The organism is Bacillus sp. FSL W7-1354, assembly GCF_038002405.1.
Lineage (GTDB): Bacteria > Bacillota > Bacilli > Bacillales > Bacillaceae > Bacillus > Bacillus paralicheniformis.
The window spans coordinates 1673596-1699112 of sequence record NZ_JBBOCL010000001.1 but is presented as its reverse complement, the minus strand read 5'-3'; the positions used below and the strand labels follow the sequence as shown (position 1 = coordinate 1699112).

At 45.4% G+C, this 25517-nt stretch carries 33 protein-coding genes and 1 riboswitch; of the genes, 25 read left to right on the top strand and 8 right to left on the bottom strand.

Features of this window, described 5'->3' with window-relative positions; genetic code table 11:
- The 6 genes from comGC to MKZ04_RS08545 all read left to right on the top strand — a co-directional run bounded on the left by comGC (position 1) and on the right by MKZ04_RS08545 (position 2112).
- Positions 1 to 294 (top strand): competence type IV pilus major pilin ComGC, encoded by a 294-nt coding sequence (comGC, locus tag MKZ04_RS08570; protein WP_020452176.1) that lies wholly within the window; start codon positions 1 to 3, stop codon positions 292 to 294.
- A gap of 5 nt (positions 295 to 299) precedes the next feature.
- Positions 300 to 737 carry a competence type IV pilus minor pilin ComGD gene (comGD, locus tag MKZ04_RS08565; protein WP_020452175.1) on the top strand — a complete coding sequence of 146 codons (438 nt, stop codon included), beginning with the start codon at positions 300 to 302 and terminating at the stop codon, positions 735 to 737.
- Positions 721 to 1068, top strand: a complete 348-nt coding sequence (gene comGE / locus MKZ04_RS08560) for a competence type IV pilus minor pilin ComGE (protein WP_023855191.1) — start codon at positions 721 to 723, stop codon at positions 1066 to 1068. Before comGD ends, comGE begins: the two co-directional genes overlap by 17 nt.
- Positions 977 to 1465 (top strand): competence type IV pilus minor pilin ComGF, encoded by a 489-nt coding sequence (gene comGF / locus MKZ04_RS08555; protein WP_341045694.1) that lies wholly within the window; start codon positions 977 to 979, stop codon positions 1463 to 1465. The genes comGE and comGF overlap by 92 nt, the downstream gene beginning before the upstream one ends.
- A gap of 11 nt (positions 1466 to 1476) precedes the next feature.
- Entirely contained in the window at positions 1477 to 1842 is a 366-nt protein-coding gene (gene comGG, locus MKZ04_RS08550) for a competence type IV pilus minor pilin ComGG (RefSeq protein ID WP_026579313.1), read from the top strand.
- Positions 1843 to 1929: 87 nt separating this feature from the next.
- Positions 1930 to 2112, top strand: a complete 183-nt coding sequence (locus MKZ04_RS08545; protein ID WP_025811164.1) for a YqzE family protein — start codon at positions 1930 to 1932, stop codon at positions 2110 to 2112.
- A 29-nt stretch (positions 2113 to 2141) separates the two neighbouring features.
- Here MKZ04_RS08545 and MKZ04_RS08540 read toward each other — a convergent pair whose 3' ends face one another.
- Positions 2142 to 2462, bottom strand: coding sequence for a YqzG/YhdC family protein (locus tag MKZ04_RS08540; protein ID WP_023855188.1), 321 nt, complete (start codon positions 2460 to 2462; stop codon positions 2142 to 2144).
- Between the two features lie 277 nt (positions 2463 to 2739).
- On the opposite strand from MKZ04_RS08540, the gene tapA reads away from it, so the two are divergent.
- The 3 genes from tapA (at position 2740) to tasA (ending at position 4916) form a co-directional block, all read left to right on the top strand.
- Positions 2740 to 3468, top strand: a complete 729-nt coding sequence (tapA, locus tag MKZ04_RS08535; protein ID WP_020452169.1) for an amyloid fiber anchoring/assembly protein TapA — start codon at positions 2740 to 2742, stop codon at positions 3466 to 3468.
- A complete protein-coding gene (sipW, locus tag MKZ04_RS08530; protein WP_065644169.1) occupies positions 3465 to 4049 on the top strand; it encodes a signal peptidase I SipW in 585 nt (194 codons plus the stop codon). The genes tapA and sipW overlap by 4 nt, the downstream gene beginning before the upstream one ends.
- Positions 4050 to 4121: 72 nt before the next feature.
- Entirely contained in the window at positions 4122 to 4916 is a 795-nt protein-coding gene (gene tasA / locus MKZ04_RS08525; RefSeq protein ID WP_020452167.1) for a biofilm matrix protein TasA, read from the top strand.
- 104 nt (positions 4917 to 5020) lie between these two features.
- Here tasA and sinR read toward each other — a convergent pair whose 3' ends face one another.
- From sinR to MKZ04_RS08505, 4 genes are all read right to left on the bottom strand, one after another.
- Positions 5021 to 5356, bottom strand: coding sequence for a transcriptional regulator SinR (gene sinR, locus MKZ04_RS08520; RefSeq protein ID WP_023855185.1), 336 nt, complete (start codon positions 5354 to 5356; stop codon positions 5021 to 5023).
- 33 nt (positions 5357 to 5389) lie between these two features.
- Positions 5390 to 5566, bottom strand: a complete 177-nt coding sequence (gene sinI / locus MKZ04_RS08515; RefSeq protein WP_023855184.1) for an anti-repressor SinI — start codon at positions 5564 to 5566, stop codon at positions 5390 to 5392.
- Between the two features lie 192 nt (positions 5567 to 5758).
- Entirely contained in the window at positions 5759 to 6553 is a 795-nt protein-coding gene (locus tag MKZ04_RS08510; protein ID WP_149169670.1) for a YqhG family protein, read from the bottom strand.
- 6 nt (positions 6554 to 6559) lie between these two features.
- A complete protein-coding gene (locus tag MKZ04_RS08505; protein WP_020452163.1) occupies positions 6560 to 8239 on the bottom strand; it encodes a DEAD/DEAH box helicase in 1680 nt (559 codons plus the stop codon).
- A gap of 244 nt (positions 8240 to 8483) precedes the next feature.
- A riboswitch (glycine riboswitch) is annotated at positions 8484 to 8588 on the top strand.
- A gap of 242 nt (positions 8589 to 8830) precedes the next feature.
- Between MKZ04_RS08505 and gcvT the strand changes: the two genes are divergently transcribed.
- The 6 genes from gcvT to MKZ04_RS08475 all read left to right on the top strand — a co-directional run bounded on the left by gcvT (position 8831) and on the right by MKZ04_RS08475 (position 16106).
- Positions 8831 to 9925 carry a glycine cleavage system aminomethyltransferase GcvT gene (gene gcvT, locus MKZ04_RS08500; RefSeq protein WP_020452162.1) on the top strand — a complete coding sequence of 365 codons (1095 nt, stop codon included), beginning with the start codon at positions 8831 to 8833 and terminating at the stop codon, positions 9923 to 9925.
- 30 nt (positions 9926 to 9955) lie between these two features.
- Positions 9956 to 11302 (top strand): aminomethyl-transferring glycine dehydrogenase subunit GcvPA, encoded by a 1347-nt coding sequence (gene gcvPA / locus MKZ04_RS08495; protein WP_195202038.1) that lies wholly within the window; start codon positions 9956 to 9958, stop codon positions 11300 to 11302.
- Positions 11295 to 12752 (top strand): aminomethyl-transferring glycine dehydrogenase subunit GcvPB, encoded by a 1458-nt coding sequence (gcvPB, locus tag MKZ04_RS08490; RefSeq protein WP_020452160.1) that lies wholly within the window; start codon positions 11295 to 11297, stop codon positions 12750 to 12752. Before gcvPA ends, gcvPB begins: the two co-directional genes overlap by 8 nt.
- Positions 12753 to 13111: 359 nt before the next feature.
- Entirely contained in the window at positions 13112 to 14368 is a 1257-nt protein-coding gene (gene opuAA / locus MKZ04_RS08485) for a glycine/proline betaine ABC transporter ATP-binding protein OpuAA (protein WP_149169668.1), read from the top strand.
- The gene (opuAB, locus tag MKZ04_RS08480) at positions 14368 to 15222 is read left to right on the top strand and encodes a glycine/proline betaine ABC transporter permease subunit OpuAB (RefSeq protein ID WP_023855179.1); all 855 of its coding nucleotides are present in this window, start codon (positions 14368 to 14370) and stop codon (positions 15220 to 15222) included. The genes opuAA and opuAB overlap by 1 nt, the downstream gene beginning before the upstream one ends.
- On the top strand, positions 15222 to 16106 hold the full coding sequence (locus tag MKZ04_RS08475; protein WP_023855178.1) for a glycine betaine ABC transporter substrate-binding protein: 885 nt from the start codon (positions 15222 to 15224) through the stop codon (positions 16104 to 16106). Before opuAB ends, MKZ04_RS08475 begins: the two co-directional genes overlap by 1 nt.
- A 154-nt stretch (positions 16107 to 16260) precedes the next feature.
- On the opposite strand, the gene MKZ04_RS08470 is transcribed toward MKZ04_RS08475, so the two are convergent.
- The gene (locus tag MKZ04_RS08470) at positions 16261 to 16674 is read right to left on the bottom strand and encodes a rhodanese-like domain-containing protein (RefSeq protein ID WP_043054396.1); all 414 of its coding nucleotides are present in this window, start codon (positions 16672 to 16674) and stop codon (positions 16261 to 16263) included.
- Positions 16675 to 16828: 154 nt separating this feature from the next.
- Between MKZ04_RS08470 and MKZ04_RS08465 the strand changes: the two genes are divergently transcribed.
- The 3 genes from MKZ04_RS08465 (at position 16829) to MKZ04_RS08455 (ending at position 19192) form a co-directional block, all read left to right on the top strand.
- Positions 16829 to 17665 carry a lipoate--protein ligase family protein gene (locus tag MKZ04_RS08465; RefSeq protein ID WP_023855177.1) on the top strand — a complete coding sequence of 279 codons (837 nt, stop codon included), beginning with the start codon at positions 16829 to 16831 and terminating at the stop codon, positions 17663 to 17665.
- A 91-nt stretch (positions 17666 to 17756) separates the two neighbouring features.
- Entirely contained in the window at positions 17757 to 18185 is a 429-nt protein-coding gene (mntR, locus tag MKZ04_RS08460) for a transcriptional regulator MntR (RefSeq protein WP_020452154.1), read from the top strand.
- A gap of 131 nt (positions 18186 to 18316) precedes the next feature.
- Positions 18317 to 19192 carry a patatin-like phospholipase family protein gene (locus MKZ04_RS08455; RefSeq protein WP_020452153.1) on the top strand — a complete coding sequence of 292 codons (876 nt, stop codon included), beginning with the start codon at positions 18317 to 18319 and terminating at the stop codon, positions 19190 to 19192.
- On the opposite strand, the gene MKZ04_RS08450 is transcribed toward MKZ04_RS08455, so the two are convergent.
- The gene (locus MKZ04_RS08450) at positions 19189 to 19575 is read right to left on the bottom strand and encodes an SA1362 family protein (protein WP_341045691.1); all 387 of its coding nucleotides are present in this window, start codon (positions 19573 to 19575) and stop codon (positions 19189 to 19191) included. The two genes, MKZ04_RS08455 and MKZ04_RS08450, sit on opposite strands and share 4 nt — an antisense overlap.
- 38 nt (positions 19576 to 19613) lie before the next feature.
- Positions 19614 to 20567 (bottom strand): DUF1385 domain-containing protein, encoded by a 954-nt coding sequence (locus MKZ04_RS08445; RefSeq protein ID WP_020452151.1) that lies wholly within the window; start codon positions 20565 to 20567, stop codon positions 19614 to 19616.
- Positions 20568 to 20818: 251 nt separating this feature from the next.
- On the opposite strand from MKZ04_RS08445, the gene MKZ04_RS08440 reads away from it, so the two are divergent.
- From MKZ04_RS08440 to spoIIIAB, 7 genes are all read left to right on the top strand, one after another.
- Positions 20819 to 21355: a YqhR family membrane protein gene (locus MKZ04_RS08440; RefSeq protein WP_020452150.1), complete on the top strand. Its 537-nt coding sequence runs from the start codon at positions 20819 to 20821 to the stop codon at positions 21353 to 21355.
- A 79-nt stretch (positions 21356 to 21434) separates the two neighbouring features.
- Positions 21435 to 21872: a type II 3-dehydroquinate dehydratase gene (aroQ, locus tag MKZ04_RS08435; protein WP_020452149.1), complete on the top strand. Its 438-nt coding sequence runs from the start codon at positions 21435 to 21437 to the stop codon at positions 21870 to 21872.
- Positions 21873 to 21887: 15 nt separating this feature from the next.
- Positions 21888 to 22949: a M24 family metallopeptidase gene (locus MKZ04_RS08430; protein ID WP_026579316.1), complete on the top strand. Its 1062-nt coding sequence runs from the start codon at positions 21888 to 21890 to the stop codon at positions 22947 to 22949.
- 31 nt (positions 22950 to 22980) lie between these two features.
- On the top strand, positions 22981 to 23538 hold the full coding sequence (efp, locus tag MKZ04_RS08425; protein WP_020452147.1) for an elongation factor P: 558 nt from the start codon (positions 22981 to 22983) through the stop codon (positions 23536 to 23538).
- Between the two features lie 162 nt (positions 23539 to 23700).
- Entirely contained in the window at positions 23701 to 23982 is a 282-nt protein-coding gene (locus MKZ04_RS08420; protein WP_003183412.1) for a YqhV family protein, read from the top strand.
- Positions 23983 to 24073: 91 nt separating this feature from the next.
- Complete coding sequence (spoIIIAA, locus tag MKZ04_RS08415; protein WP_020452146.1) at positions 24074 to 24997, top strand: stage III sporulation protein AA; 924 nt, start codon at positions 24074 to 24076, stop codon at positions 24995 to 24997.
- A complete protein-coding gene (gene spoIIIAB / locus MKZ04_RS08410; protein ID WP_020452145.1) occupies positions 24991 to 25506 on the top strand; it encodes a stage III sporulation protein SpoIIIAB in 516 nt (171 codons plus the stop codon). The genes spoIIIAA and spoIIIAB overlap by 7 nt, the downstream gene beginning before the upstream one ends.
- Positions 25507 to 25517: the final 11 nt, after the last annotated feature.

Genomic DNA, 25517 nt, shown 5'->3' with positions numbered 1-25517 from the left:
GTGAATGAAAAGGGATTTACACTGATAGAAATGTTAGTCGTCATGCTCGTCATCTCCATCCTGCTGTTGATCACCATACCGAATGTGACCAAGCATAATCAAAGTATTCAAAAGAAAGGATGCGAAGGGTTAATTAATATGGTTCAAGCGCAAATCACGGCTTATCAAATGGATCATGACGGGAAAACGCCGAGTAGGGCGGACCTTGAATCTGAAGGTTACGTGAAGAAGAACTTAAAGTGCCCGAATGGGAAAGCAATTAAAATTTCAAACGGCAAAGCACAGGCTGATTGACGGTTATGAATCAAAAAGGATTTACGCTTTTGGAAAGCCTAACTGTATTGATGATCGGTTCCATTATGCTCTCTCTTCTCTTTGCCGCACTGCCTCCCGTTTATGAAAAAAGAGTTGTTCAGCACTTTGTCTCACAGCTTGAAGAGGATCTGCTTTACGCACAGCAGACAGCTCTCGTCCGCCATGCGACGGTTAAGGTGCAGTTTGACTTTGCCGGCTGCCGCTATATTATTAAGCACGCGGACGAAGGCTCATCGCCTAAGCTGGTCAGGACATACAGTTGCCATATTGCGTTCAAAAAAGCGACGCTCAAACGAACTCTTACTTTTAACCCAAGCGGAGTTCCGAATCAAGGGGGAAAAATCGTGATCGATACACAGCACGCCTCTTTTGCACTGACGATCTATTTAGGAAGCGGAAAGATTAATGTGCAAAAAAAATAGAGGCTTTACAACAGTTGAAGCTGTTTCCGCATTCGGCATTTGGGTCATGATCACCATGTTATTGATTCCTATGGTTCATCAGCTGTCTTTGCAGCGCGGGGCATCTGAAAAAGAAGAAGAGGCATATCGCATATTGGATGAAAAGATCAGCCGCTACACACTGACCGGACGGTTTCAGCCTAAAGAAACTGTGCTTTACCGAAACACATCTTACTTTATTGAATGGAAGGAGCAGGGAGATGATTATAAAGTATGCATCTCCATTAAAAAAAGAGACAGTCAACGGCGTTGCTTCACCATTTTGCGGTCAAAAGGGATTTACCCTTCTTAATGTACTTGTTTCCTTAATGGTGTATATGTTCTTTGCAGGAACGATGGTCTCGATATTTCATCTGTTTTTATCCCCGGAAAGAAACGGTGCGGATATTCACCCGCGCGAATGGACGATTACTGCCGAGCAAATATTGAAGGAATGCAGGAACTCGGTTGATCTAAGAGCGGGCGACGATCATCAGTCATTGGAAATGACAAATCGCCAAGGTGCCGCTGTTCGCTATGAGAAATATCAGACAGTTATTCGAAAAAGAGTCAATGGAAAAGGTCATGTGCCGCTTTTGCAACATGTCAAACACATGAGGTTTGTGATTGAAGATCATCTGCTGATCCTTGAAGCGACAAGTTTAAGCGGCAAGTCATACCGTAAGTCCATTCCGCTCTATCATATGTAAAAGGTGATCACGTGAAAAATTCAAAAGGATTCATTTATCCGGCTGCTGTTTTCACAGCTGTGATTTGCATGCTCTGCGCGGGTCATTCAGCCGTTTTATTAACGAATCAACGAATGTTTGCACAGCAAACAAAAGAATTTCATATTCAGCAAAACCTACTCCAAAATGGAATGCTCCATGCCTTGTCTCATATTCACGAAGAGACAAAAGAGAAAATTCAAAAACAGCATGGCTTGATATCGTATACTGTCAATCCGGCTCATCAGCGGCTCAAGCGAGTGAAGATAGAGGTAACGACAGCTTCCGGCACAGAAACGAGCGCTGAATTTCAATATGATTTGAGCACTAAGAAAATCACACAGTGGAAAGAATATTAAAAATTGTGTGTCGGAATATGAAGAATGTATAAAAAAAGATTCGTATGACAACACTTCAACTGACAGAACTCCCCAAGAGGTGATGTGATGAAAACGAACGATTATGTTAAATATATGACGGAACAGCTCGTAAAATATATGGACACGCCTAAGCAGGAAAGAAAAGAAATGAAAGAAAAACGTAAAGAATCAAAGCCGCCGTCCAAGATATATCAATGGTTCGGCATTCTTCCTCTTGGCTGTATCATGTTTTTTAAAAGGCATAAATAAAGACAAGCCGCTTTCTACTGCAAAGCGGCTTATTTATATTCTTCTACAACGACGACTTTGTTGATTTTGTGTGTCGCAGGTTCAAATGAAATTGTAACAAACACTCCGAAATTTTTATTTCCTTCACTCAATGTGACATGGTATTGTTTGACCGCTTCATCCGCCCGCTTTCGATCCCATACTTTTTTCGTGAGACGCACTTCTGCTTCCGGATACCTCTTTTTTGCTTCCTCAACCGCTTTTTCTTCCCACTTAGACATGCGGGCTGTTTCGTAAGCTGCCGCATGGGCATTGAGCGGCCCAATGCTTGCAAGCAGTAAAAAAGAGCATAACATAGCATTTTTCAGCACGGGGCATCATCCTTTCTATCCTATTTTTTCCTTGTCAACAGTGTTTATACAAAAATGAAGAAGAAATTATGTACTTTATAAAGAACTTCAAACTTTTCAAAAAGATGAGAATTTGAGAGATTTTTTGAGGAATTAAACGAAAACGTTCTATAAAACGAACTTAATCGACTATTTTGATAGTTTTCAAATGGCACATTTGTTCTTTATACTCTAACTATCAAGTTCTTTAAAACGAACGAGCGAAAAAAGCCATTACATACTCGCTAGGAGGGTAGTCATGATCCGATTATCTCGAACTAGGAGATCCCGAAAAAGAGCCGGAAAAAACATCATCGTTTTTCAAACGCTGCTGATCATTTATCTTTTAATTGGATTGGGGAGTCAGCTGTCACAGCATACAAACGCATCATTTCACGATGTGGAAACATACAGCATGACAATGAAAGCGGCCTCTTCATTTCCTCAAGATGGGAAACAGTGGGACGGGAGCAATTTGAAGCTTCAAAAACAGACAAAGACGAAAGGAACGGTCTGTGCACCGCTGACATTGTTTGCAGAATATAAAAACCGCGGCAGCCAAATCGCCGACTCTGAATGGAAGTGGGAGCTGCATAAACTCGGTAATGCCAAAAAACCGTTAGAGGACGGGACTGTGATCGATAAAGGCGCGTTCAAAAAAGAAGCCGAAAAGAACATCTACCGGATAGAGTCAAAGCGGGCGGCAAAAGGAGGGCTCTACGCATTTAAATTGATTAAGCCTGAAGGCCATCCCGATGTGAAAAAGGGCAAACCTTTTATTTGGTCAAATGTGATGAAGCTTCAAGACTGTAAAGAAGAAACACCGAAGCCGCCTAAAAAAGCATCAGAAAAGCCGAAGCAAACAGAACAGACAGAAACACGGGAAAAGTCTGAACAGGACATAGAGAAAACACCAAAGAGCAGTGAATCCGTAGATAAAGAAAATAGAAAAGAAGAAAATTCATTAGAAAGCGGGGAAGCGTCATGAAACATGTGATCAAATGGGTCAGCAATATCTTATATGTGATTATTTTCACACTCATCATCGCCGCGGTCATCGTCGTAATTTCGACAAAGTCGTCCGGCGGAGAGCCGCAGCTCTTCGGCTATCAATTGAAAACGGTTTTATCCGGTTCGATGGAGCCGGAGTTTAAAACAGGTTCTGTGATAGCCGTTCAAAAGATTGAAAATCCCGGGTCTTTGAAAAAGGGAGATATCATTACATTCATGCAAGACGAAAACACCATGGTTACCCACCGAATTATCGGTATAACAAAAAATAAATCAAACCTCATGTTTAAAACAAAGGGTGACAATAACCAAAACCCTGATTCCGATCCGGTGCTGGCGGAAAATGTTGTCGCTAAGTATTCGGGCATTACGGTTCCGTATGCCGGGTATTTGCTGGATTTTGCAAGTAAACCGATCGGCACAGCCATATTGCTGATCGTGCCGGGACTCTTGTTGATTCTTTATGCAGTGATTACTGTATCCGCGGCTTTAAGAGAGATTGACCAAAAAACTAAAGCAATTGAAGCCGCCGGGAAAGATCAATCAGTTTCCATGTAATCTTCGTTGGTCACCTGAACATTCAGGTCTCCATATATACAGATTTTCTTATTATAAAAGGAGGAGTTATCAATGGGTACAAAGAAAAAACTCGGATTAGGCGTTGCGTCTGCTGCGCTTGGACTGGCATTAGTAGGAGGAGGAACTTGGGCTGCGTTTAACGACATCGAAACAACTCAAGCAACTTATGCAGCAGGTACGCTTGACCTGAATGCGAAAGATACATCTGCAAGAGTGAACTTGTCCAACTTAAAACCTGGCGACAAATTCACTAAAGATTTCGAATTCAAAAATGACGGATCACTTGCGATTAAAGAAGTGCTGATGCAGGTTGGCTACAGCAATTTCGTTGACGGAAACGCGAAAAACGGCGGAAAAAGCACAGCGGAAGACTTCCTGAAACAATTTAAAGTCAGCGTTCTGACTGTCGGAGTTGAAGGCGGGAACGGCTATCCTAAAAACATCATTTTAGATGAAGCCAACCTTTATGATCTGTACAATATGTCCGCGAAAAAAGATAAGGCCGCGTACGAAAAAGTGAAGAAAGCAATCGAGCCAGAGTTCCTGCATGACAATGGCAAAATCAATGTAGCGACAATCAACGGAAAAACGGCGCCTGAATACGACGGCATTCCGAAAGATCCATATGACTTTGACAAAGTTCAATTGGTGATTGAGTTCGTCAATGACAAAACAACAGACGCCAGCGGCAGAATGGTACAGAACAAATATCAAGGAGATTCTGTGCAGCTTGACTTCTCATTCGAAGGTACTCAATGGAACGGCTTGACAATCGACGGCAAAAAACATGCCGATGAAAAAGGTTATGTAAAAGAGAACGAAAGAGCGCACAGTGAAGATAAATAATGGTGCAATTTAAAAAACGGATCTGTATGATCCGTTTTTTTATGTTCATGAGGAATCGGCTTATTCAGCGTAAAAAATGCCAAAGGGAGTAAGATATGTTTCCCTTACTCCTTTTCCTGTCTTTTCTTCCACTTTTGATAATCTAAAAATTCTCGAAATTGTTTTTTAGAAACCCCTGATGCCATAGCGTCACGAACTAGATTTTCCCATTCACTATCTAATTGACCATCGTATTCGGTTTCATCTTTCTCATTGAGCAGGGTATGAACCGAGACGTCCAGAACAGCGGAGACTTTTTCTAGAAATTGAATGGAGGGGTTTGTTTGCAAGTTTCTTTCTATTGAACTTAAATAAGACTTCGCTACCCCAGCCTTTTCAGCTAGTTCAGATAGTGAGTAGCCTTTTTCTTTTCGATATTGTTTAATACGCTGGCCAATCAATGTCATCACCTTCCTTTCGATATTATAGCACATTCAGAAAGGATTTATTGAATGACTTCTTTCAATTGATGCGGAAGGTTTTGAAGACTTCTCACCCAAATTGAGAAAAATACGTATATCCTCTGGACTAATGCCTTGTTCAAGAGCGTGTTTAATCAGTTCTGTCCACTCCTCATCCAATTCTTCTTTCTCATTTTTATCTTTATTCATACATTTCCCCCCCCCAAAATACTTCATTATGTATTTCAGACAACCGTGTTGTGATAAACAAAGATAAACCCCGAGACTCAACACTTTACCAAGCTTGTCCAAATGGCGTTACGAAAGTTCCTCCTATCTCTTTAGTTCTATTATAAGTCCAGCTCACTGAATAAAAACAAGAATGTTGTCGAATCGGAAAAATTATCCTGAATTTTTTTTGTGCAAATAAAATAATCCCCCGTTTTGAACTTTAATATCGATTTTAGGCTCGTAAAGCGTTTGGAGAGCCTTTTTCTCAATTTCGTATTCCTCCGGTTTTTCTTCAGTATCCTTGTAAAATTGGTTTAAAAGTGACAGGTCGTTATTCCAGCGTTTCAGGGAAGCTTCAGCCCAATCAAGCGGCTCGCTTCTGGCCGCCTGTTCGATATAGCGCTCAAGCCGTTTAATGCCGCTTTCCGGCTTAATCAACGGCGACATCGTGTAGCAGTAGTCAGAGATCTGTGAAGAGAGATCTCGGGCCTCCATTTGTTCTTGAAACGATTCGACCAGCTGACCGCTGATTAAATGAAGGCCGAGAGACAAAAGCTTATCTTTTTTCATGTCGGATTGGTACGAGATCGTCACATTCATGCCGAGCCACGGTTCCAGGGAAATATGGGCTCCATCGGAACGGATTTTCTCATAAAGGCGAATAAATTTGCCGTTTTTTTGCACGGCCTGGAAAATTTGAAAAAGTCTTGGTGATCCAAAATGAATAAACTCACCTTCGATATCGGAAGGGGCCTCGTCTTCATTCGTGATCAGCGTGATTTTCATCGGATTAGGTTCTCCGCCCGTCTTTTCGAGCCAGTGCCAGTAAAACGGCCTGTTCATAATCTGTTTATCGACTTCAACCGTCAGCTGCACAGTCATGTGGCCTGAACTTTTGTCGGTGATCGTGCAGCCGTTTGCGATGAAAAAGCGTTCTAAAAACAGGTATATTTCTTCCTGACGCATTTGATTTTAGCCTCCGATCTGTTCTTGGTTTGAAACGGCTTCATTTCCGTATGAAATGAAAGAGGTTAAGTTTTCCATTTTAATCTTCATTTCCTCGTCTGTCGCGGAGTAAAAGAGAATGTCATGAAGGTGGTCTTCAAAATTGCCGACCTCGATTTTTGTTAAAATATCATCCAAGTCTCCGACGACTTTTTCGAACAAATGGATCTTTTCATAGAGAAGTTTTAAAATATGCTCTTCTACGGTATGCTTTGTTGCCATGTTGTAAATGTAAACATCGCGTTCCTGGCCGAGCCGGTGAATCCGGCCGATCCTTTGTTCGAGACGCATCGGGTTCCACGGAAGGTCATAGTTGATGATTTTATTGCAAAATTGAAGGTTGATCCCTTCACCGCCTGCTTCAGTCGCGATCAGAACTTGAACTTTGCCCCTGAACAAATCTTTCATCCAGTCTTTCTTTCCTCTTTTAAATCCGCCTCTGAACGGTACAGAACTGATACCGTTCTGCTGGAGGAACCATTGCAGATAAATCTGCGTCGCCCTGTATTCAGTAAAGATGATGACTTTGTCATCGAGTTCTTGAATGAGCTCAACAACTTTCAGCGCTTTTGAATTTTGCGCGACCTCGTTGACCTTTTCGATCAAATGGTGGATGACAGGTTCGGAGATCACCGGCGCTTCGCGATCCTTTCGGTCAAGCATGTTTTTCAGCGTCATATAGACAGCTTCTCTGCTTGAACAGCATTCGCGCTCCAATGTCATGATTGAGAACATGCTTGATGAATGCTGATGACTTGTCTTCAGCTTTTTAATCTCGTCATACAAAGCCTGTTCTGTAGGAGAAAAGGAAATGGGCACGGTTTCGACATGGCGCTTCGTCCAGGTGATGCCGGTATCATGCCGTCTGTTTCTGATCATGACTTTATTGATAAGGGACTTTAAGCGTTCATGCGCTTCAGCTGAATTGATCTGTTTTGTATAATCTTTGTTGAAGTTGCTTTCATTTCCCAAGTGTCCGGGTTTTAGCAGGGAAACGAGATTAAATATTTCGTCGATCTTGTTTTGGATGGGCGTCGCCGTCAGCATCAGGCAATATTTTTTCTTTAAGCTGCGGACAAACTCGTAATTTTTTGTTTTATTGTTTTTCAGTTTGTGAGCTTCATCAATAATCACCACATCATACTGGATCGACAAAACCGTCTCCCTGTGCGGCGACCGCTTTGCCGTGTCAAGGGAGGAGACGACAACATCGCACTGCTCCCAGACATAGCTTTTTTTCTGTTCCACGGCCGGAATTAAAAACTTTTCCCGCAGTTCCTTCACCCATTGCGAGACGAGCGAGGCGGGGACGAGGATTAAGATTTTCTTGGCCAGCCCGCGAATCATGTATTCTTTTAATATCAGCCCAGCCTCGACCGTTTTGCCGAGGCCCACTTCATCCGCCAAGATGGCTTTTCCGTTCATCTGCTCGACTACCTTCCGGGCGACTTCGAGCTGATGGGGAAGCGGGGTGAATCCTGGGAGGTGATAAGGGGCCTGCAAGCCTTCAAACGTCGGAATCGCAAGCCTTTTCTGCACTTCACAGGAAAGCTTGTAAAGCTCCCAATTCGCCCATGGTCCGTCTTCATCAAGGTGCTTTTTGAACTGTTCCGGCCACTCGTTGTCGAAATGAATGTCTGGTCTCATCACTAATGCCGCCTTTCTCTTCTGAGATTCAAATGTTTTTTTTTAAAAGAAAATATTGCGTGAAAAAAACGGATTTTACTAACAAATAAACAAAACACGAACATTCTTATTTTAAAATAATAAATTGTTAATGATTTTTCCTGTTGCCCAATTGTTGTGATGATGGTAGGATATTTGTAGATCATCAGTGAAAAAATCATAAGCTTTATATAGTATGTCCATGAAAAGAAATGAATATGAGCGAATGACAGCAAGGGGAGAGACCGATAGCGGGAAACCTTAAAGCGGCGCCGAAGGAGCAAGCTGGGGAAACAGTGAATCTCTCAGGCAAAAGAACTCTTGCTTGACGCAACTCTGGAGAGAGTTTGTATCATATGATGTTTTAACAAACCACCAAAGGGGACATCTTTGCTTTTGATGCAAAGTAAACTTTCAGGTGCCAGGACAGAGAGCCTCAGAACTGACAAAGGGGCTTCTCTGTCCTTTTTTGTGCCGTCCAAAGCGGCGGAACCATCCAGGTGATGGAATCTTTCTTGTTTTCTGATGATTGGCAAACTTGTTTTTAGTTTGAAAAGCGAAGGGGGAAGCAGAATGCTTAAACGAACGCCTTTATTTGACCTTTATAAGGAATATGGCGGAAAAACGATTGATTTTGGCGGCTGGGAACTGCCTGTTCAATTTTCTTCAATTAAAGAGGAGCATGAAGCCGTCAGGACGAAAGCGGGGCTTTTTGACGTCTCACACATGGGGGAGGTCGAAATCACAGGAACAGACAGCCTTCCGTTTTTGCAAAAACTGTTGACAAACGATGTTTCGACACTGAAAGAAGGCGGTGCCCAGTATACGGCCATGTGCTATGAAGACGGCGGAACGATCGACGATCTCCTCGTCTATAAAAAAGCGGCCAATGTCTACATGCTCGTCATTAACGCAGCCAATATCGACAAGGACGTCGATTGGATGAACAAGCACCAAGAAGGAGACGTTTCGGTTCGAAACGTGTCTGGCGAGGTTGCGCTGCTTGCCCTTCAAGGACCGAAGGCCGAATCGATTTTAAAACAGGTCGCAGATAGCGATCTTGCCGGGTTAAAGCCATTTACGTTCAGGGATGATGCGGCGATTGGCAGCGTGCAGGCGCTTGTGTCCAGAACGGGATACACGGGAGAGGACGGCTTTGAGATTTACTGCCGGAGTGAAGATGCAGCCTACATTTGGAAGCTGCTTCTTGAAACGGGCAAGGATTCGGGATTAGTGCCGTGCGGCCTCGGGGCCAGAGATACGCTGAGGTTTGAAGCGAAGCTGCCGCTGTACGGACAAGAGCTCTCAAAAGATATTACACCGATCGAAGCCGGCATCGGATTCGCCGTCAAAACAAACAAAGCCTCGGACTTCTTCGGAAAAGCCGTCCTGGCAAGCCAAAAGGAACATGGAGCGGACAGAAAGCTCGTCGGCCTTGAAATGATCGATAAAGGCATTCCAAGGCACGGCTACGCCGTCTATTATCAAGGCGAACAAGCAGGCGAGGTGACAACCGGCACACAGTCGCCGACCTTAAAGAAAAACGTCGGCCTCGCATTGCTGAAAAAAGAAGCCTGTGCCCTCGACACCGTCGTTGAAGTGGAAATCAGAAATAAGCGCTTGAAAGCCAAAATCGTGAAAACCCCATTTTACAAACGGCAGCCGTAAGTTTGCCATGGCCGTGAAAGGAGACTGAAGATGAAGCACCGTTACCTGCCAGCTACAGATCAGGATAAAAAAGAAATGCTTGAGGCAATTGGAGTCGAGAAGATCGACGAGCTATTCTCCGATATACCCGAAAGCGTCAAATTTAAAGGGGAATACCAAATTAAAAAGGCAAAGTCCGAGACTGAGCTCACAAAAGAGCTGACGAAACTCGCGGCTAAAAATAAAGATACAGTGATGCACGCCTCTTTTTTGGGAGCGGGCGTATACGATCATTACCAGCCCGTCATCGTGGACCACGTGATTTCGCGGTCGGAATTTTACACGGCTTATACACCGTATCAGCCTGAAATTTCTCAAGGGGAGCTCCAGGCGATCTTTGAATTTCAAACGATGATTTGCGAGCTGACGGGCATGGATATCAGCAACTCGTCGATGTATGACGGGGGAACGGCATTAGCCGAAGCGGCAATGCTTGCTTCAGGACATACAAAAAAGAAAAAAATCGTCGTTTCGGAAACCGTCCATCCCGAATCGCGCGAGGTTTTAGTAACGTATGCGAAAGGACAGTACATCGACGTGGTAGAAGTCCCTGCCAAAAACGGAACAACAGATCTTGCGGCTCTTGATGAAGCCGTCTGCGAAGATACAGCAGCAGTGATCGTCCAATACCCTAACTTTTTCGGGCGAATTGAGCCGCTGAAAGACATTGAACCGATCGCCCATAAAGGGAAAAGCATGTTCATCGTGTCCGCCAATCCGCTGGCTCTCGGGCTTTTAACACCGCCCGGGGCACTGGGAGCTGACATCGTTGTCGGGGATGCCCAGCCGTTCGGAATACCGGCCGCTTTCGGCGGGCCGCACTGCGGATTCTTTGCCGTCACGAAAAAATTGATGAGAAAAGTGCCTGGCCGTCTCGTCGGTCAGACGGAAGATGAAAACGGGAAAAGGGGATTCGTTCTCACCTTGCAGGCGCGCGAGCAGCATATCAGACGGGATAAAGCAACATCAAATATATGCTCCAACCAGGCGCTCAATGCGCTTGCCGCATCAGTCGCCATGACGGCGCTCGGCAAAAAAGGCGTCAAGGAAATCGCATGGCAGAACCTGCAAAAAGCGGCTTACGCAAAAGAAGCAGCTAAACGGGCCGGTCTTGAAGTCGTGTTTGACGGGCCGATGTTCAATGAGTTTGTCGTCAGGCTCAATGAACCTGTCGAAAAAGCGAATGAACGCCTGCTTGAGAAAAATATTATCGGAGGCTACGATCTCGGCGCTTCATATCGGGATTTAAAACAGCACATGCTGATCGCCGTGACAGAGCTCAGGACAAGAGAGGAAATCGATACATTCATGAATGAATTGGGGGATCGCCATGAATAATCAGGATCAATCGCTTATTTTTGAAGTATCAAAAGAAGGGCGGGTCGGCTACAGCCTTCCTGAGCTTGACGTCCCTGAAACAGATGTGACAGACGTCCTTGACGAAGCGTATCTCAGAGATGAACCGGCAGATCTCCCCGAAGTGTCTGAGCTTGATATTATGCGCCATTATACGGCTTTATCAAGGCGCAACCACGGAGTGGATTCGGGCTTTTATCCGCTCGGTTCATGCACGATGAAGTACAATCCGAAGATTAACGAAAAAATCGCGAGAATCCCAGGACTTTCTGCGATCCATCCGCTCCAGGATGAACGGACCGTGCAGGGTGCGCTGGAACTCTTGTACGACTTGAGCGAGCATTTGGAAGAGATCACGGGGATGGATGAGGTCACCCTTCAGCCGGCTGCGGGTGCGCACGGCGAGTGGACCGGGCTGATGATGATCCGCGCGTTCCATGAGGCAAACGGCGATCATAAAAGGACGAAGGTCATTGTACCTGATTCGGCCCACGGTACAAACCCGGCGTCTGCGACTGTTGCCGGATTTGAAACGGTCACCGTCAAATCGAATGACGACGGTCTTGTTGATCTCGAAGATTTAAAGCGTGTCGTAGATGAAGAAACAGCCGCGTTAATGCTGACTAATCCAAATACGCTCGGCCTTTTTGAAGAAAATATTTTAGAAATGGCTGAAATCGTCCATAAAGCCGGAGGAAAGCTGTACTATGACGGAGCGAACCTGAACGCCGTTCTCAGCAAAGCAAGGCCGGGTGACATGGGATTTGACGTCGTCCATTTGAACCTTCACAAAACCTTTACAGGACCGCATGGAGGCGGAGGACCTGGATCAGGCCCTGTCGGCGTCAAGAAGGAATTGATTCCGTATTTGCCGAAGCCGGTGCTGGTGAAAAAAGACGGCCGTTATACCTTTGACCATGACCGTCCGCATTCGATCGGCAGGGTGAAACCTTACTACGGAAACTTCGGCATCAATGTGAGAGCTTATACGTACATTCGTTCAATGGGGCCGGACGGGCTCAAAGAAGTAACGGAAAACGCCGTTTTAAATGCGAATTATATGATGAGAAAGCTTGCTCCATACTACGATCTGCCGTTTGACCGGCACTGTAAGCACGAATTTGTGCTGTCGGGAAGGCGCCAGAAAAAGCTGGGAGTCAGGACGCTTGACATCGCAAAGCGGCTTTTGGACTTCGGCTTCCATCCGCCGACTATCTATTTCCCGCTCAATGTCGAGGAATGCATCATGATTGAACCGACAGAAACAGAGTCTAAAGAAACGCTCGATGCGTTTATCGATACGATGATCCAGATTGCAAAAGAAGCGGAGGAAACGCCTGAAGTCGTTCAGGAAGCACCGCATTCAACCGTTGTGAAACGCATGGATGAAACAAAAGCTGCGCGGAAGCCCGTGCTGCGTTATGAAAAATGATAAGAAGCCGGCGGATCGATTTCGCCGGTTTTTTTGTGAAAAAAACATCTTTATGTAAACGGTTTATGTACTGAATGATAAGGATTTCTCTCGTATTAAATAGTAAATTCACCAAATTTATAGTTGAAAATAAAAATTACATTGTAAAAACGTGATAGTTTCAATGTTTCCATGAAATATAATGGCTTAATTTACCTTAAAAGAAGAGGATTATGGAGCATTTAGAAGGATTCGCAAGGTTAGAGAGTGATAACGATGAATATGAAGGTTTGATACAAAATGACAGCGAATATGCCGTTTGTCTCATATGTTACATAAATGTTACGGTATATTAGATTGCTTCATACGGGAGGAGAAATATGAATTCAGACGAAAAGCCAATCAAGATAAAAGTAGAAAAAGTGTCTAAAGTTTTTGGGAAAAATGCAAAGAAAGCAACGCAGCTGCTTGCCGATGGCAAAACCAAAAAAGAAATTCTGAAAGAAACCGGGGCGACCGTCGGGGTGAACCAAGCGGATTTTAGCGTGTATGAAGGTGAGATATTTGTCATCATGGGTCTATCAGGGAGCGGTAAATCAACCTTGGTGCGGCTTTTAAACCGGCTGATTGAACCGACTGCAGGACATGTGTATATAGATGGTGACATGATAACAAATATGTCCAAAGACCAGCTTCGGGAAATCCGCCGGAAAAAAATCAGCATGGTCTTTCAAAAGTTCGCTCTATTTCCGCACAAAACGATTCTTGAAAACACAGAGTACGGATTGGAACTGCAAAAAGTCGATAAAAGTAAACGCCGGCTAAGAGCTATGGAATCATTAAAGCTTGTCGGTCTTGAAGGATATGAACAGCAATATCCAGATCAGCTGAGCGGCGGGATGCAGCAGCGCGTCGGGCTTGCCCGCGCATTGACGAATGATCCGGACATTCTGCTGATGGACGAAGCGTTCAGCGCGCTTGACCCGCTGATTCGCAAGGATATGCAGGATGAACTCCTCGATTTGCATGAATCAGTAGGCAAAACGATTATTTTCATTACCCATGATCTTGATGAAGCACTGAGAATCGGCGATCGAATCGCATTGATGAAAGACGGAAACATCGTTCAAATCGGTACGCCGGAAGAGATCTTAATGAACCCGTCAAATGAATATGTTGAAAAATTCGTTGAAGATGTCGACTTGTCTAAAGTGCTGACAGCCGGTCATATTATGAAACGCGCTGAAACCGTACGCGCAGACAAAGGGCCGCGCGTCGCTCTGACGCTGATGAAAAACCTCGGGATTTCCTCGATTTATGCCGTTGACAAACACAATAGGCTTCTTGGTTCTGTTGATGCTGAAACAGCTAAAAAAGCAGCCGAAAAAAGCCAGACGCTGGAGAGCGTCATCTCGAGAGACATTACAACCGTGGAAGAGAATGCGGTCCTGACGGATATTTTTGAATTGGTCTCTGATGCCAGCATCCCGATTGCTGTCGTCGATGAAAAACAGCGGATGAAAGGGATCATCGTCAAAGGCGCGTTAATCGGAGCGCTTGCCGGAAATGACCGGTATATTAATGCACATTCAGATCATGAACCAGCTCATGAAACTGTTGTTCAGGAGGTGAGATAATGTTTACTTTATCATCGCTTCCCCGCATTCCTTTAGCCGATTGGATCGATCAGTTTGTTGACTGGCTGACGGTGTCGTTCGGCGGGGTATTTAACGGAATTGCCAGCGGAGTGGAATCGTTTGTTGATGCGATTGTCCAAGGCCTGGGTTTTGTTCCGCCGGTTATTTTGACCGTTATCTTTGCCGCGCTCGTCTGGCTGATCAGCAAAAGAGGCATTGCGCTGTTTACTTTAATCGGATTTTTTATCATTGATTATTTAGGATATTGGGACGCCATGCTCCAGACATTGGCGCTTGTCGTCACATCCGTTCTGATTTCTGTCATTATCGGCATTCCGGTCGGAATCTGGGGCTCCCAAAAGAAAACGGTTCGGAGAATCGTTACGCCCATTCTTGACTTAATGCAGACGATGCCGGCATTCGTTTATTTGCTTCCGGCCATCTTCTTTTTCAATATCGGGGTTGTGCCGGGTGTTGTCGCTTCCGTTATCTTTGCGATGCCTCCGACAATCCGGATGACAATCTTAGGAATTCAGCAGGTGCCGGAAGATCTGATTGAAGCTACAGAAGCATTTGGTTCAACGACAAGCCAGCGGCTCTTTAAAGTGCAGCTGCCGCTTGCGACGAAAACCATTCTGGCCGGTATCAATCAAAGCATCATGCTTGCGTTGTCAATGGTCGTTATTGCATCCATGGTAGGTGCGCCTGGACTTGGAGAAGAAGTTTACCGGGCTGTTACCCAGCTGCAAACGGGTACCGGTGTAGAAACCGGGCTTGCGATTGTTATTATTGCGATCGTACTTGACCGGGTTACACAAAATATAAAATTGAAAAAAAGCAGGGGGAATGCATAATGTGGAAAAAGATAGCGGGAATCGGCACTGCAGCAGTACTGACATTGGGTCTGGCTGCCTGCGGAAGCAGCAATAATAATGAAAACGCGTCTGTAGGCGATCAAGTCAGTTATAAAATTACCGGCATTGATCCTGGAGCGGGCATTATGAATGCAACGGACAAGGCGCTCAAGGACTACGATCTCAGCAAGTGGGCTGTAACATCAGGCTCAAGCTCAGCGATGACAGCCGCATTGAAAAAAGCTTACGATAAAAAAGATCCGATCATCATTACGGGTTGGACACCGCATTGGATGTTTGCAAAATACGATCTCAAATATTTGAAAGATCCAAAAGGTTCTTACGGCGATGCCGAAGAAATCCATACTGTTACGCGCAAAGGATTCAAGGACGATCATCCGGGCGCACACAAGCTGCTCAGCCAATTCAGCTGGACAGAGGATGATATGGGAGAAGTCATGCTTGCCGTTCAGGAAGGCAAAAAAGCGGAAGAAGCTGCAGCAGATTTCGTAAAAAAACATCAAGACCTTGTTAAGAAATGGACAAAAGGCGTCGATAAAGCGGACGGCGAAAAAATTAAGCTCGGCTATGTGGCATGGGACAGTGAAATTGCGAGCACAAATGTCATCGCAAAAGTTCTTGAAGACTTAGGCTACAACGTGACGCTCAGCCAAGTAGAAGCAGGCCCGATGTGGACTGGAATTGCAAATGGAAGCGTCGATGCTTCACTTGCTGCATGGCTGCCGCAAACGCATAAAACATATGCTGAAAAATACAAAGGCAAATACGAAGATATCGGTACAAGCATGACAGGCGTAAAAATTGGCCTTGTCGTTCCGACATACATGAAAGATGTCAATTCAATCGAAGACTTGAAAAAATAACGAACAAAGCCGGCGAACCCATTTCGCCGGCTTATTTTTATTTGAAGGATCATCTGCTCCGCCTGTTTTGATTGTCTGCAGGATATGCTAAAAAAAATCCTAAAACGCAAAGACGCTTTAGGATGTTGGCCGCAACTGGAGACAGCTGCGGTTATTAATTTTTCGTTTTAATTTTTCCGCCCCATTTTTTGAACCCGCCTTTCAGGTTGTAAATCTCCTTACAGCCGTGTTTGCGGAGCGTTTGGGCGGCTCTTCCGCTTCTGACGTTGTTTTGGCAGTACAGGTAAACCGGTTTGTCAGGACGGATTTCGCTTTTTCTTTGCTTAAGCTGTGAAAGCGGAATGTTTCTCGCACCCAAAATGTGGCCGCCTTCATACTCGTTCGGCTCGCGCACATCGATGAGTTGCGCTTTGCGATAGCCGGCCCGGAATTCTTCTTCTGTCAAGGTTTTCATAATGCGCTGCTGATAGATGTATGAAACGACCGCGTAGATGATGAGCGCGGCGCAAATCAAGAGAATGATAATGCTGCTGGTAGACAATCTGATCCGACTCCTTTTTGAATTCATCCCGTCTGATAATCGGGAGATTTTTAACGATATGTTAAGACAAATACTATTATAGTAAAGCCTCAGAAATCTGTCATCTGATTCGCCGAATTTATTTTCAATTTTAAGAGGGAATGGTAGACTTATTTTATACCAAAGAAAAAGAGGGTAGGTTATGGAAAAAGAAATATGGCGTTTTATCGATTCGGGACGACAGGATCCCGCTTTTAATATGGCGCTCGACGAGGCGCTCCTTTATTGGCACAGCGAAAATAAGATTCCGCCGACCATCCGCTTTTACGGCTGGAATCCGCCAACGCTTTCAGTCGGATATTTCCAAAATATTGAAAAGGAAATCAATCTGGATGCCGTCAAAAAACACGGTTTAGGCTTTGTGAGAAGGCCGACCGGCGGAAGAGGCGTGCTCCATGATCAAGAGCTGACCTACAGTGTTATTGTGTCTGAAGAACACCCGGAAATGCCCAAGACGGTGACGGAAGCGTACCGCGTCATCTCAGAAGGTATTCTTGAAGGCTTCAGAGAGCTGGGACTTGATGCGTATTTCGCCATACCAAGAACGGAAAAAGAGAAACAGAGCCTGAAAAACCCGAGATCTTCCGTCTGTTTTGACGCGCCGTCGTGGTATGAGCTCGTTGTCGAAGGCAGAAAGGTCGCAGGAAGCGCCCAGACGAGGCAGAAAGGAGTCATTCTCCAGCACGGTTCGATCCTTCTTGATCTGGATGAGGACAAGCTCTTTGATTTGTTTATTTACAAAAATGATCGCCTCAGAGAGCGCATGCAGAGAAACTTCAAACAAAAAGCGGTCGCCATCAATGAGCTCGCAAAAGAAAAAATCACGATTGAAGAAGCGAGCAAAGCTTTTAAAAAAGGGTTCGAAAAGGGGCTTAACATTCATTTGGAGCCTTATGAACTGACAGAAGAGGAAACGGAATTTGTCGCCGATCTCGCCAGAACGAAGTATGCGGCAGATGAATGGAATTATAGAAGGTAATCGGGTGAAAACGTTATCCCGTTGCTTGTTTTTTACATGCACATAGTGTAAACTTGTTATGATTTGAATAGGTGTGATTTGGAGGGATTTGATGACAACACCGAGTATGGAAGATTACATAGAACAAATTTATATGCTGATTGAAGAAAAAGGATATGCAAGGGTCTCAGATATAGCCGAAGCTCTGGCCGTCCATCCCTCCTCGGTTACAAAAATGGTTCAAAAACTCGATAAAGACGAATATTTGATTTATGAAAAGTATCGCGGCCTCGTGCTGACGCCTAAAGGGAAGAAAATAGGCAAACGTTTAGTATACAGACATGAATTATTGGAGCAGTTTTTACGAATCATTGGTGTTGACGAAGAGAAAATTTATGATGATGTCGAAGGAATCGAGCATCATTTAAGCTGGAACAGCATTGACCGTGTCGGAGATCTTGTGCAGTATTTTGAAGACGACAGCAAAAGAATCGACGATTTGAGAAGCGTCCAAAAAAGAAACGAACAGGAAAATCAATAAAAGCCGCCGGGTAACGGCGGCTTTTCTCTTTCCGTATCAGTTTTTCCAGCTGCCGCTTTGTCTCATGGTCTTTTTTTTCTGTCCGTTTCTTAAAATGGTGTAAAGCCATCTTTTAAGGGAGGGAGATCGCGATGTACATCGACGGGGTTTTTTCAGGCGGCGGTATGAAAGGGATTGCACTTGTGGGGGCATACGAGGCGCTTGAGAAACGGGGCTTCCGATTTAAAAGGCTGGCCGGAACGAGCGCCGGTTCGATTATTGCCTCGTTTATCGCGGCAGGTTATACAAGCGCGGAGATCCGTCAAATGATGGAAGAATTAAATGAAAGCGAGCTCCTTGACCCGAGATTTTCACTCTTGCCTTTGAAAATGCTGCAATGGGCATCGATTTATTGGCGGCTCGGTTTATATAAAGGAGATAAACTGGAAAACTGGATTTCCGAAAAGCTGAAAGCGAAAGGCATTTCAGTTTTCGGGGATCTTGAACAGGGAAAACTGAAGTTGATCGCCTCCGACTTATCGAATGGCAAGATGCTTGTGCTGCCTGACGATTTAAACAGATACGGCTTAAACCCAAGGCGTTTTTCCGTCGCCAGGGCGGTCCGGATGAGCTGCAGCATTCCTTATTTTTTTGAGCCGGTGAAGCTCAAGTCCTCCAGCGGCATCAGCGTTGTCGTAGACGGCGGAGTTCTGAGCAATTTTCCGATGTGGCTGTTTACAACAGAAAAAAAACGGCCGGTATTGGGGATCACGCTGATGCCCAATGAAAAAGAGAGGCCGAAGAAAACGATTAAAAATGCGTTCGAACTGTTCGGGGCGCTGTTTGAGACGATGAAAGAGGCGCATGACGCCAGGCACATTGCCACAAAACATGAGCGCAACATCATTTTTTTACCTGTTGAGGAAGTCCTGTCGACTGAATTCGCGATGTCGGCAGAAAAAAAACTAGCTCTAATCGAGCTAGGAAAAAAACGAACAGAATTATTTTTGAAACAGTGGACGTTTTAAAAGAAAGCCCTGTTTTTCTTTTTGCTTTTTTTGCCTTCAATCACTGTCAGCTGAGTCTGGCTTTTTTTCTTCACCAATACCGGCTTCGATTTATTAATAGACGGTACGCTTCTCAGATGATTAACCTTGCCTTTTATAGAGCGTTTTTTGTGATCTTGAAAACGCTTGTTGGATTGCTTGGCTGCTTTCTTAAAAGCGGCTCCTTCACTGCTCATATCGCGATTGGAAATGCGCCTGATCACGAAATAAATGATGGCGCCGACCGCTGCAAAAACAACCAAGTATTGGAGCAGGCGGCCCGGACTTGTGACGGCGAAATAGACAAACCCAAAAATTCCAAACGCAATAATTAAAGCTGAGACAGGATGTACGCGTTGCTTCATAACTGTCCACCTCCCAAAAAATTAACCAATTCGTTGCATTACATTACGATATTAGAAGGTTCCTTCTGTTCGTCCTCTGCTTTGGTCTCCATATGAAGAAGCTCATTGAAGCTTGCGATGGCGACTTCCACCTGATCGTCAGACGGCTCTTTCGTTGTTAAAAGCTGCAGCCACAAACCCGGATAGCCGAGCACCTTCAATACGGGGATGTCTCTCAGTTTGTTTGTCAGCTGCAGAACTTCAAATGAAATGCCGAGAACGACGGGTATCAGTGCGAGTCTATTCAAAATACGGACCCAGAGAGGGTCAGTAGGAACGAGCAAGTAAACAAACATGCCCACGATGACGGTGAATAAAATAAAGCTGCTTCCGCATCGGTAGTGCAGTCTTGACTGCCGCTGAACGTTTTCAACCGTGACCGGCAGATTTTGCTCGTAACAGTTTATGACCTTGTGTTCTGCTCCGTGATATTGAAAAACTCTTTTAATAAAAGGAGTGCATGATATGGCGTAAATATAGCTTAAGAGAAGGAGCAGCTTAAAAAAGCTTTCGATCATAATCTGCGCGACGTCCGACTGAAAGACCGGACGGGTGAGCTCCGCTAAAAAAACGGGCACGAGCGTAAAAATAAACTTGCTGAACAAAAAAGACAGGACGCCGACTGCGGCGAGGCCAAAAATCATCGTCAGCTTGGACGGCTTCTCTTCTTTCAATTGATCGTCTAAAGAAGGATCGAGGTCATAGCGTTCGCTCGAAAAATTCAAGTGCTTGGTGCCGTTCGCGCTTGCTTCAATAATCGCGATAATCCCTCTGAGAAAAGGAATTTTTTTAAATTTTTCAAGCGCCGGATTGGTTTTCCGAGGCAGCTTAAAAAATTCAAGGCTTCCGTCTTTTCTGCGGATCGCGGTTACATAATGGCGCCTGCCGCCGAACATAACGCCTTCGACGACAGCCTGCCCTCCGTATGCGGGCTGTTTTGTTTGATTTGACATTTGCATCAACCTATCTGTATCAATCTATGAGTACATTAACCATTTCCTTACACCTATTGTACAGGAAAAACGCTGAAACCTCTAGATTGACGGGCTCAAAAATTTAAGAAATTCGAACCTATTACAAAGCCAAATCTAATTAAAGTATACCCTTTTTCATGCTTTTTACACTCGGATCTTAAAAATCCGGGAAAGCTGATGTTGGAGAGGCTGTTTTTGGACATACTGGAAATGGAGGTGATCTGGACTGTATGGGTAATGAAGACAATCAAAAACAGCCGGAAGAGCTTGAGCAAAATAAGCGTGAAACTCCGATGACTTTCATCGGAAGGGTGATCACGACTGGCTTTGTCGGCGGAGTGCTTTGGAGTGCACTCGGTGAGCTTGCGTACCTTTTTAAGTTCTCCGAAGTCAATGCAAACATGATTCTCCAGCCTTTTGTCATCGGCGATTGGAAAAACGGATTTCTCGGGACGTTTATCAGCATCCTGCTGATCGGTGTTATTTCCATCGGAGCTGCCCTGCTTTACTACGGCACTTTGAAGCAGGTCAAAGGCATGTGGGCAGGCATTGTATATGGAGCCGTTTTGTGGGCTGTCGTGTTTTACCTGTTCAATCCGATGTTCCCAGATGTTCAGACTGTGGCTGAATTAAAGAGGGAAACGGTTGTGACGACGCTTTGCATTTACCTGCTTTACGGTTTATTCGTCGGCTATTCCATTTCGTTTGAATACAATGAGCTCAATTCTGAAAAGTTGACGCGGGCCCTTGGAGAAACAAGAGAATAGTGCCTGATCAGGAAGCAATATGATAAAATGTTCACTGTAAGTGGACATTTTTTTGCGTGATGAGAAGGGGGAGGCAGAGTTGCCGCATATTTTAATATTGAACGGACCGAATTTAAACCGGCTTGGAAAACGCGAACCCGATGTATACGGTACAGACACATTAACTGATTTGGAACAAAAACTTTTTCAATTTGCCGAAGGCATTCAGATTGAATTGACTTTTTTTCAATCAAACCACGAAGGGGACCTGATTGATGCTCTTCATGAGGCAGAGGAACAATACGATGGAATCGTCCTGAATCCGGGGGCTTTCTCCCATTACAGCTATGCCATCCGCGATGCGGTGGCAGCAATCAGCATACCGGTGATTGAGGTCCATCTTTCAAACCCTCATGCGAGGGAAGAGTTCCGGCACCGCTCGGTCATCGCTCCGGTTGCAAGAGGCCAGATCACGGGACTCGGCTTTGAAGGTTATAAGCTGGCCATCTGTTATTTTATGAACGCAAATAACAAATAGGGGGACTAGTGGACAATGAAACTAAACAAATTGAGAGAGCTTTTCGGCGGTTTGGGTATTGACGGGATTTTGGTGACGAGCAGCGTTAATCTGCGGTACATCACCGGATTTACCGGATCTTCAGGACTGGCGGTCATCTCCGGCGACCAAGCGGTCTTTATTACAGATTTCCGCTATACAGAACAGGCGAAAGATCAAGTCAAAGGCTTTGACATTGTTCAGCATGCCGGCGGAATCGTTCAAAAGGCCGCCGAAGTGATCAAAGAGATGGGGATAAACAAAATCGGTTTTGAACAGGATAAAATGACATACGGAACGTATGCCGCCTACAAAGAGCAGCTTGGCGCAGCTGAACTCGTTCCTGTTTCTCAATCTGTGGAAAAGTTGCGCTTGATTAAGTCTAGTGAAGAGATTAAGATATTAAAGGAAGCTGCAAAGATTGCAGATGATGCATTCAGCCATATTCTGACGGTCATAAAGCCCGGCATCACCGAAATTGAAGTCGCCAATGAGCTCGAGTTTTACATGCGGAGCCAGGGAGCGGATCATTCGTCCTTCGATATGATCGTGGCATCAGGCGTACGCTCAAGTCTGCCGCACGGAGTGGCAAGCGGCAAAGCGATTGAGAAAGGCGACCTTGTGACACTGGACTTCGGGGCTTACTATAAAGGTTACTGCTCGGACATAACGCGTACGGTCGCGGTAGGAGAGCCGGATGATGAGCTGAAACGCATTTATCAAACCGTGTTTGAGGCGCAGGCTATCGGCATGCGGAGCATCAAGCCGGGAATCACCGGGAAACAGGCTGACGCTTATACAAGGGACTACATATCTTCACAAGGCTACGGCGGGTATTTCGGCCATTCAACAGGCCACGGCCTCGGCATGGAAGTTCATGAAAGTCCGGCGCTTTCAGCACGTTCGGACCAGATGCTTGAAAAAGGCATGGTTGTAACGGTTGAACCGGGAATTTACATACCGGGAAAAGGCGGGGTCAGGATAGAAGATGATATTGTCCTGACAGAGGAAGGAAACGAATCCCTTACCCATTCCGCGAAAGAATTAATTATTTTATAATCCGTTTGATTGGAGCAATAGGAGGATAATCATGATTTCAGTAAACGATTTTCGTACAGGATTAACGATTGAAGTAGATGGAGGCATCTGGCGCGTTGTTGACTTCCAGCACGTTAAGCCGGGAAAAGGTGCGGCATTTGTCCGCTCCAAACTGAGAAATCTTCGCACAGGCGCGATTCAGGAAAAAACATTCCGCGCAGGTGAAAAAGTGGCACGCGCCCAAATTGAAACAAAAACGATGCAGTACTTGTATGCCAACGGCGACCAGCACGTTTTTATGGATACGACATCTTACGAGCAGCTTGAGCTGAACGAGAAGCAAATCGAACACGAGCTCAAATTCCTGCTTGAAAATATGTCTGTCCACATCATGATGTATCAGACAGAGACGATCGGAATCGAACTTCCGAATACAGTTGAACTGAAAGTTGTGGAAACAGAACCGGGCATTAAAGGCGACACAGCCTCAGGCGGAACAAAACCGGCAAAAACAGAAACAGGCCTTGTTGTCAACGTGCCGTTCTTCGTAAACGAAGGAGATACGCTTGTTGTCAATACTTCTGACGGATCTTACGTATCAAGAGCATAAGAGTAACAGCGGGAAAGAGTCGGCTTCATTGAAGCCGGCTCTTTTTTTGCTGTCTGAAATCTTTTACCTCTCACAGGCCAAATAGAAAAATCGGAAGACTACTTTTTCAATGAGGAGCATAGATTGTAAAAAAAGAGGATGTGTTACTGGAGGTTTAAGATCATGAAGCTTTTCTTTGGACAAGTCAATCCGACGGTTTTGACAATGGCTGCGTTAAGAGTGGTGTCATCTTTGATCGAACTGACGGCGGCTGTCGTAATGCTTTTGACAAACGACGTCAGAAAAGCCGTGGCGGTCAACAGTGTGCTTGCGATGGTCGGACCGCTCATCTTTATTATTACAATGACAATCGGCATCTATCAGATTGCAGGGCAGCTTTCTTACGCAAAGCTGATTTTGATCTTTATGGGAGTGGTGTTGATCATCGCGGGGATCTATAAATAGTGACACATGATAAGAGAGACCGACTTGTCATAATGTCTTCCGTTGATCATACATTTTTATAGAAGACAAGCAAAAAGAGGAGGGAGTGTTTTTGCATCACATCACAGAGATTCTCCCCGATACGATCAAACGCGCGCTCAACGGTCTTGGCGACCATGAAATCAATCAGATAGAAGAAATTCGGATTCGGACAAGTCGTCCGCTCGAACTGGTGAACAAAGGAAAGCCACGCTTTCTCCCTTATGCGGCGACGCCTGAAGACTCGGCGCTTCTTTTAAACAGGCTGGGAAATTACAGCATGTATACACTGGAAGAGGAATTGAAAAAAGGATATGTCACGATCAGAGGCGGACACCGCGTGGGGCTTGCCGGCCGGGTTGTCGTCGAAAACGGAGCAGTCAAAGGAATCAGAGAAATATCATCATTTAATATCCGCATTGCCAAAGAAAAAATCGGCATTTCCGAACCGTATGTCCCTCATTTATTTCAAAACTCGTGGCTGAACACGCTGATCATCGGTCCGCCGCAAACCGGAAAAACAACACTGCTCAGAGATCTCGCCAGGCTGATCAGCTCAGGGAGCGGCAACGTGTCTGCCAAAAAGGTGGGAATCGTCGACGAAAGGTCTGAAATCGCAGGTTGTGTAAACGGCATCCCGCAATATCGGCTCGGCGACCGGGCAGACATCCTTGACGCCTGTCCAAAAGCGGAAGGCCTGATGATGATGATCAGATCGATGAGTCCGGAGGTTATGATCGCCGATGAGATCGGAAGAATGGAAGACGCAGAAGCGCTCTTGGAAGCGGTCCATGCGGGGGTGTCTGTCATCGTTTCGGCTCACGGCTCCTCATATGCCGATATCGCCAGGCGTCCATCATTGAAAATGCTTCAGGAGCACCGGGTTTTTGAGAGAATCGTGGAACTATCCAGAAAGAACGGTCCCGGCAGCCTGAGCCGCATCTTGAACGGGAATGGAGAGCCGCTCGGTGCGGCGAAGAGGATGTTATCATGCTGAAGCTTTTAGGTGCCGTGCTTATTTTGGCAGCAGCCACATGGACAGGATTTGAAATGGCGAAGCCTTTCAGGGATAGACCGAAGCAAATCCGCCAGCTGTTGGCCGCTTTGCAGTCTTTAGAGGCTGAAATCATGTACGGGCACACACCGCTCCTTCAGGCGTCAAAGCAGATCGCACACCAGCTTTCCGGGCCGATAGCTTCTTTGTTTCAGACATTTGCAGAACAGCTGGAAAAAGGCAGCGCTTCAGCGGGAACGGCATGGGAAGACAGCTTGGAGAAAGTATGGCCCGAAACGGCTCTCAAAAAGAAAGAATACGAGATTTTACGGCAATTCGGCGAAACGCTTGGCCGTCATGATCTGATTTCTCAGCAAAAACATATCAAACTGGCGTTAACCCATTTAGAGACAGAGGAAGCTGAAGCAAATCTCGCCCAGGCGAAAAATGAAAAAATGGTGAAGAGCCTTGGGTTCTTGTCGGGACTGCTGCTGATTCTTCTATTGATGTAATGAAGAGGGGA

Coding starts and splice junctions, on each gene's coding strand:
- comGD (WP_020452175.1), top strand. CDS start 300: ATGAATCAAAAAGGATTTACGCTTTTGGAAAGCCTAACTGTATTGATG.
- comGE (WP_023855191.1), top strand. CDS start 721: ATGTGCAAAAAAAATAGAGGCTTTACAACAGTTGAAGCTGTTTCCGCA.
- comGF (WP_341045694.1), top strand. CDS start 977: ATGATTATAAAGTATGCATCTCCATTAAAAAAAGAGACAGTCAACGGC.
- MKZ04_RS08545 (WP_025811164.1), top strand. CDS start 1,930: ATGAAAACGAACGATTATGTTAAATATATGACGGAACAGCTCGTAAAA.
- tapA (WP_020452169.1), top strand. CDS start 2,740: ATGATCCGATTATCTCGAACTAGGAGATCCCGAAAAAGAGCCGGAAAA.
- sipW (WP_065644169.1), top strand. CDS start 3,465: ATGAAACATGTGATCAAATGGGTCAGCAATATCTTATATGTGATTATT.
- tasA (WP_020452167.1), top strand. CDS start 4,122: ATGGGTACAAAGAAAAAACTCGGATTAGGCGTTGCGTCTGCTGCGCTT.
- sinI (WP_023855184.1), bottom strand. CDS start 5,566: ATGAATAAAGATAAAAATGAGAAAGAAGAATTGGATGAGGAGTGGACA.
- MKZ04_RS08510 (WP_149169670.1), bottom strand. CDS start 6,553: ATGCGTCAGGAAGAAATATACCTGTTTTTAGAACGCTTTTTCATCGCA.
- MKZ04_RS08505 (WP_020452163.1), bottom strand. CDS start 8,239: ATGAGACCAGACATTCATTTCGACAACGAGTGGCCGGAACAGTTCAAA.
- gcvT (WP_020452162.1), top strand. CDS start 8,831: ATGCTTAAACGAACGCCTTTATTTGACCTTTATAAGGAATATGGCGGA.
- gcvPA (WP_195202038.1), top strand. CDS start 9,956: ATGAAGCACCGTTACCTGCCAGCTACAGATCAGGATAAAAAAGAAATG.
- gcvPB (WP_020452160.1), top strand. CDS start 11,295: ATGAATAATCAGGATCAATCGCTTATTTTTGAAGTATCAAAAGAAGGG.
- opuAA (WP_149169668.1), top strand. CDS start 13,112: ATGAATTCAGACGAAAAGCCAATCAAGATAAAAGTAGAAAAAGTGTCT.
- opuAB (WP_023855179.1), top strand. CDS start 14,368: ATGTTTACTTTATCATCGCTTCCCCGCATTCCTTTAGCCGATTGGATC.
- MKZ04_RS08475 (WP_023855178.1), top strand. CDS start 15,222: ATGTGGAAAAAGATAGCGGGAATCGGCACTGCAGCAGTACTGACATTG.
- MKZ04_RS08470 (WP_043054396.1), bottom strand. CDS start 16,674: ATGAATTCAAAAAGGAGTCGGATCAGATTGTCTACCAGCAGCATTATC.
- MKZ04_RS08465 (WP_023855177.1), top strand. CDS start 16,829: ATGGAAAAAGAAATATGGCGTTTTATCGATTCGGGACGACAGGATCCC.
- mntR (WP_020452154.1), top strand. CDS start 17,757: ATGACAACACCGAGTATGGAAGATTACATAGAACAAATTTATATGCTG.
- MKZ04_RS08455 (WP_020452153.1), top strand. CDS start 18,317: ATGTACATCGACGGGGTTTTTTCAGGCGGCGGTATGAAAGGGATTGCA.
- MKZ04_RS08450 (WP_341045691.1), bottom strand. CDS start 19,575: ATGAAGCAACGCGTACATCCTGTCTCAGCTTTAATTATTGCGTTTGGA.
- MKZ04_RS08445 (WP_020452151.1), bottom strand. CDS start 20,567: ATGTCAAATCAAACAAAACAGCCCGCATACGGAGGGCAGGCTGTCGTC.
- MKZ04_RS08440 (WP_020452150.1), top strand. CDS start 20,819: ATGGGTAATGAAGACAATCAAAAACAGCCGGAAGAGCTTGAGCAAAAT.
- MKZ04_RS08430 (WP_026579316.1), top strand. CDS start 21,888: ATGAAACTAAACAAATTGAGAGAGCTTTTCGGCGGTTTGGGTATTGAC.
- efp (WP_020452147.1), top strand. CDS start 22,981: ATGATTTCAGTAAACGATTTTCGTACAGGATTAACGATTGAAGTAGAT.
- MKZ04_RS08420 (WP_003183412.1), top strand. CDS start 23,701: ATGAAGCTTTTCTTTGGACAAGTCAATCCGACGGTTTTGACAATGGCT.
- spoIIIAB (WP_020452145.1), top strand. CDS start 24,991: ATGCTGAAGCTTTTAGGTGCCGTGCTTATTTTGGCAGCAGCCACATGG.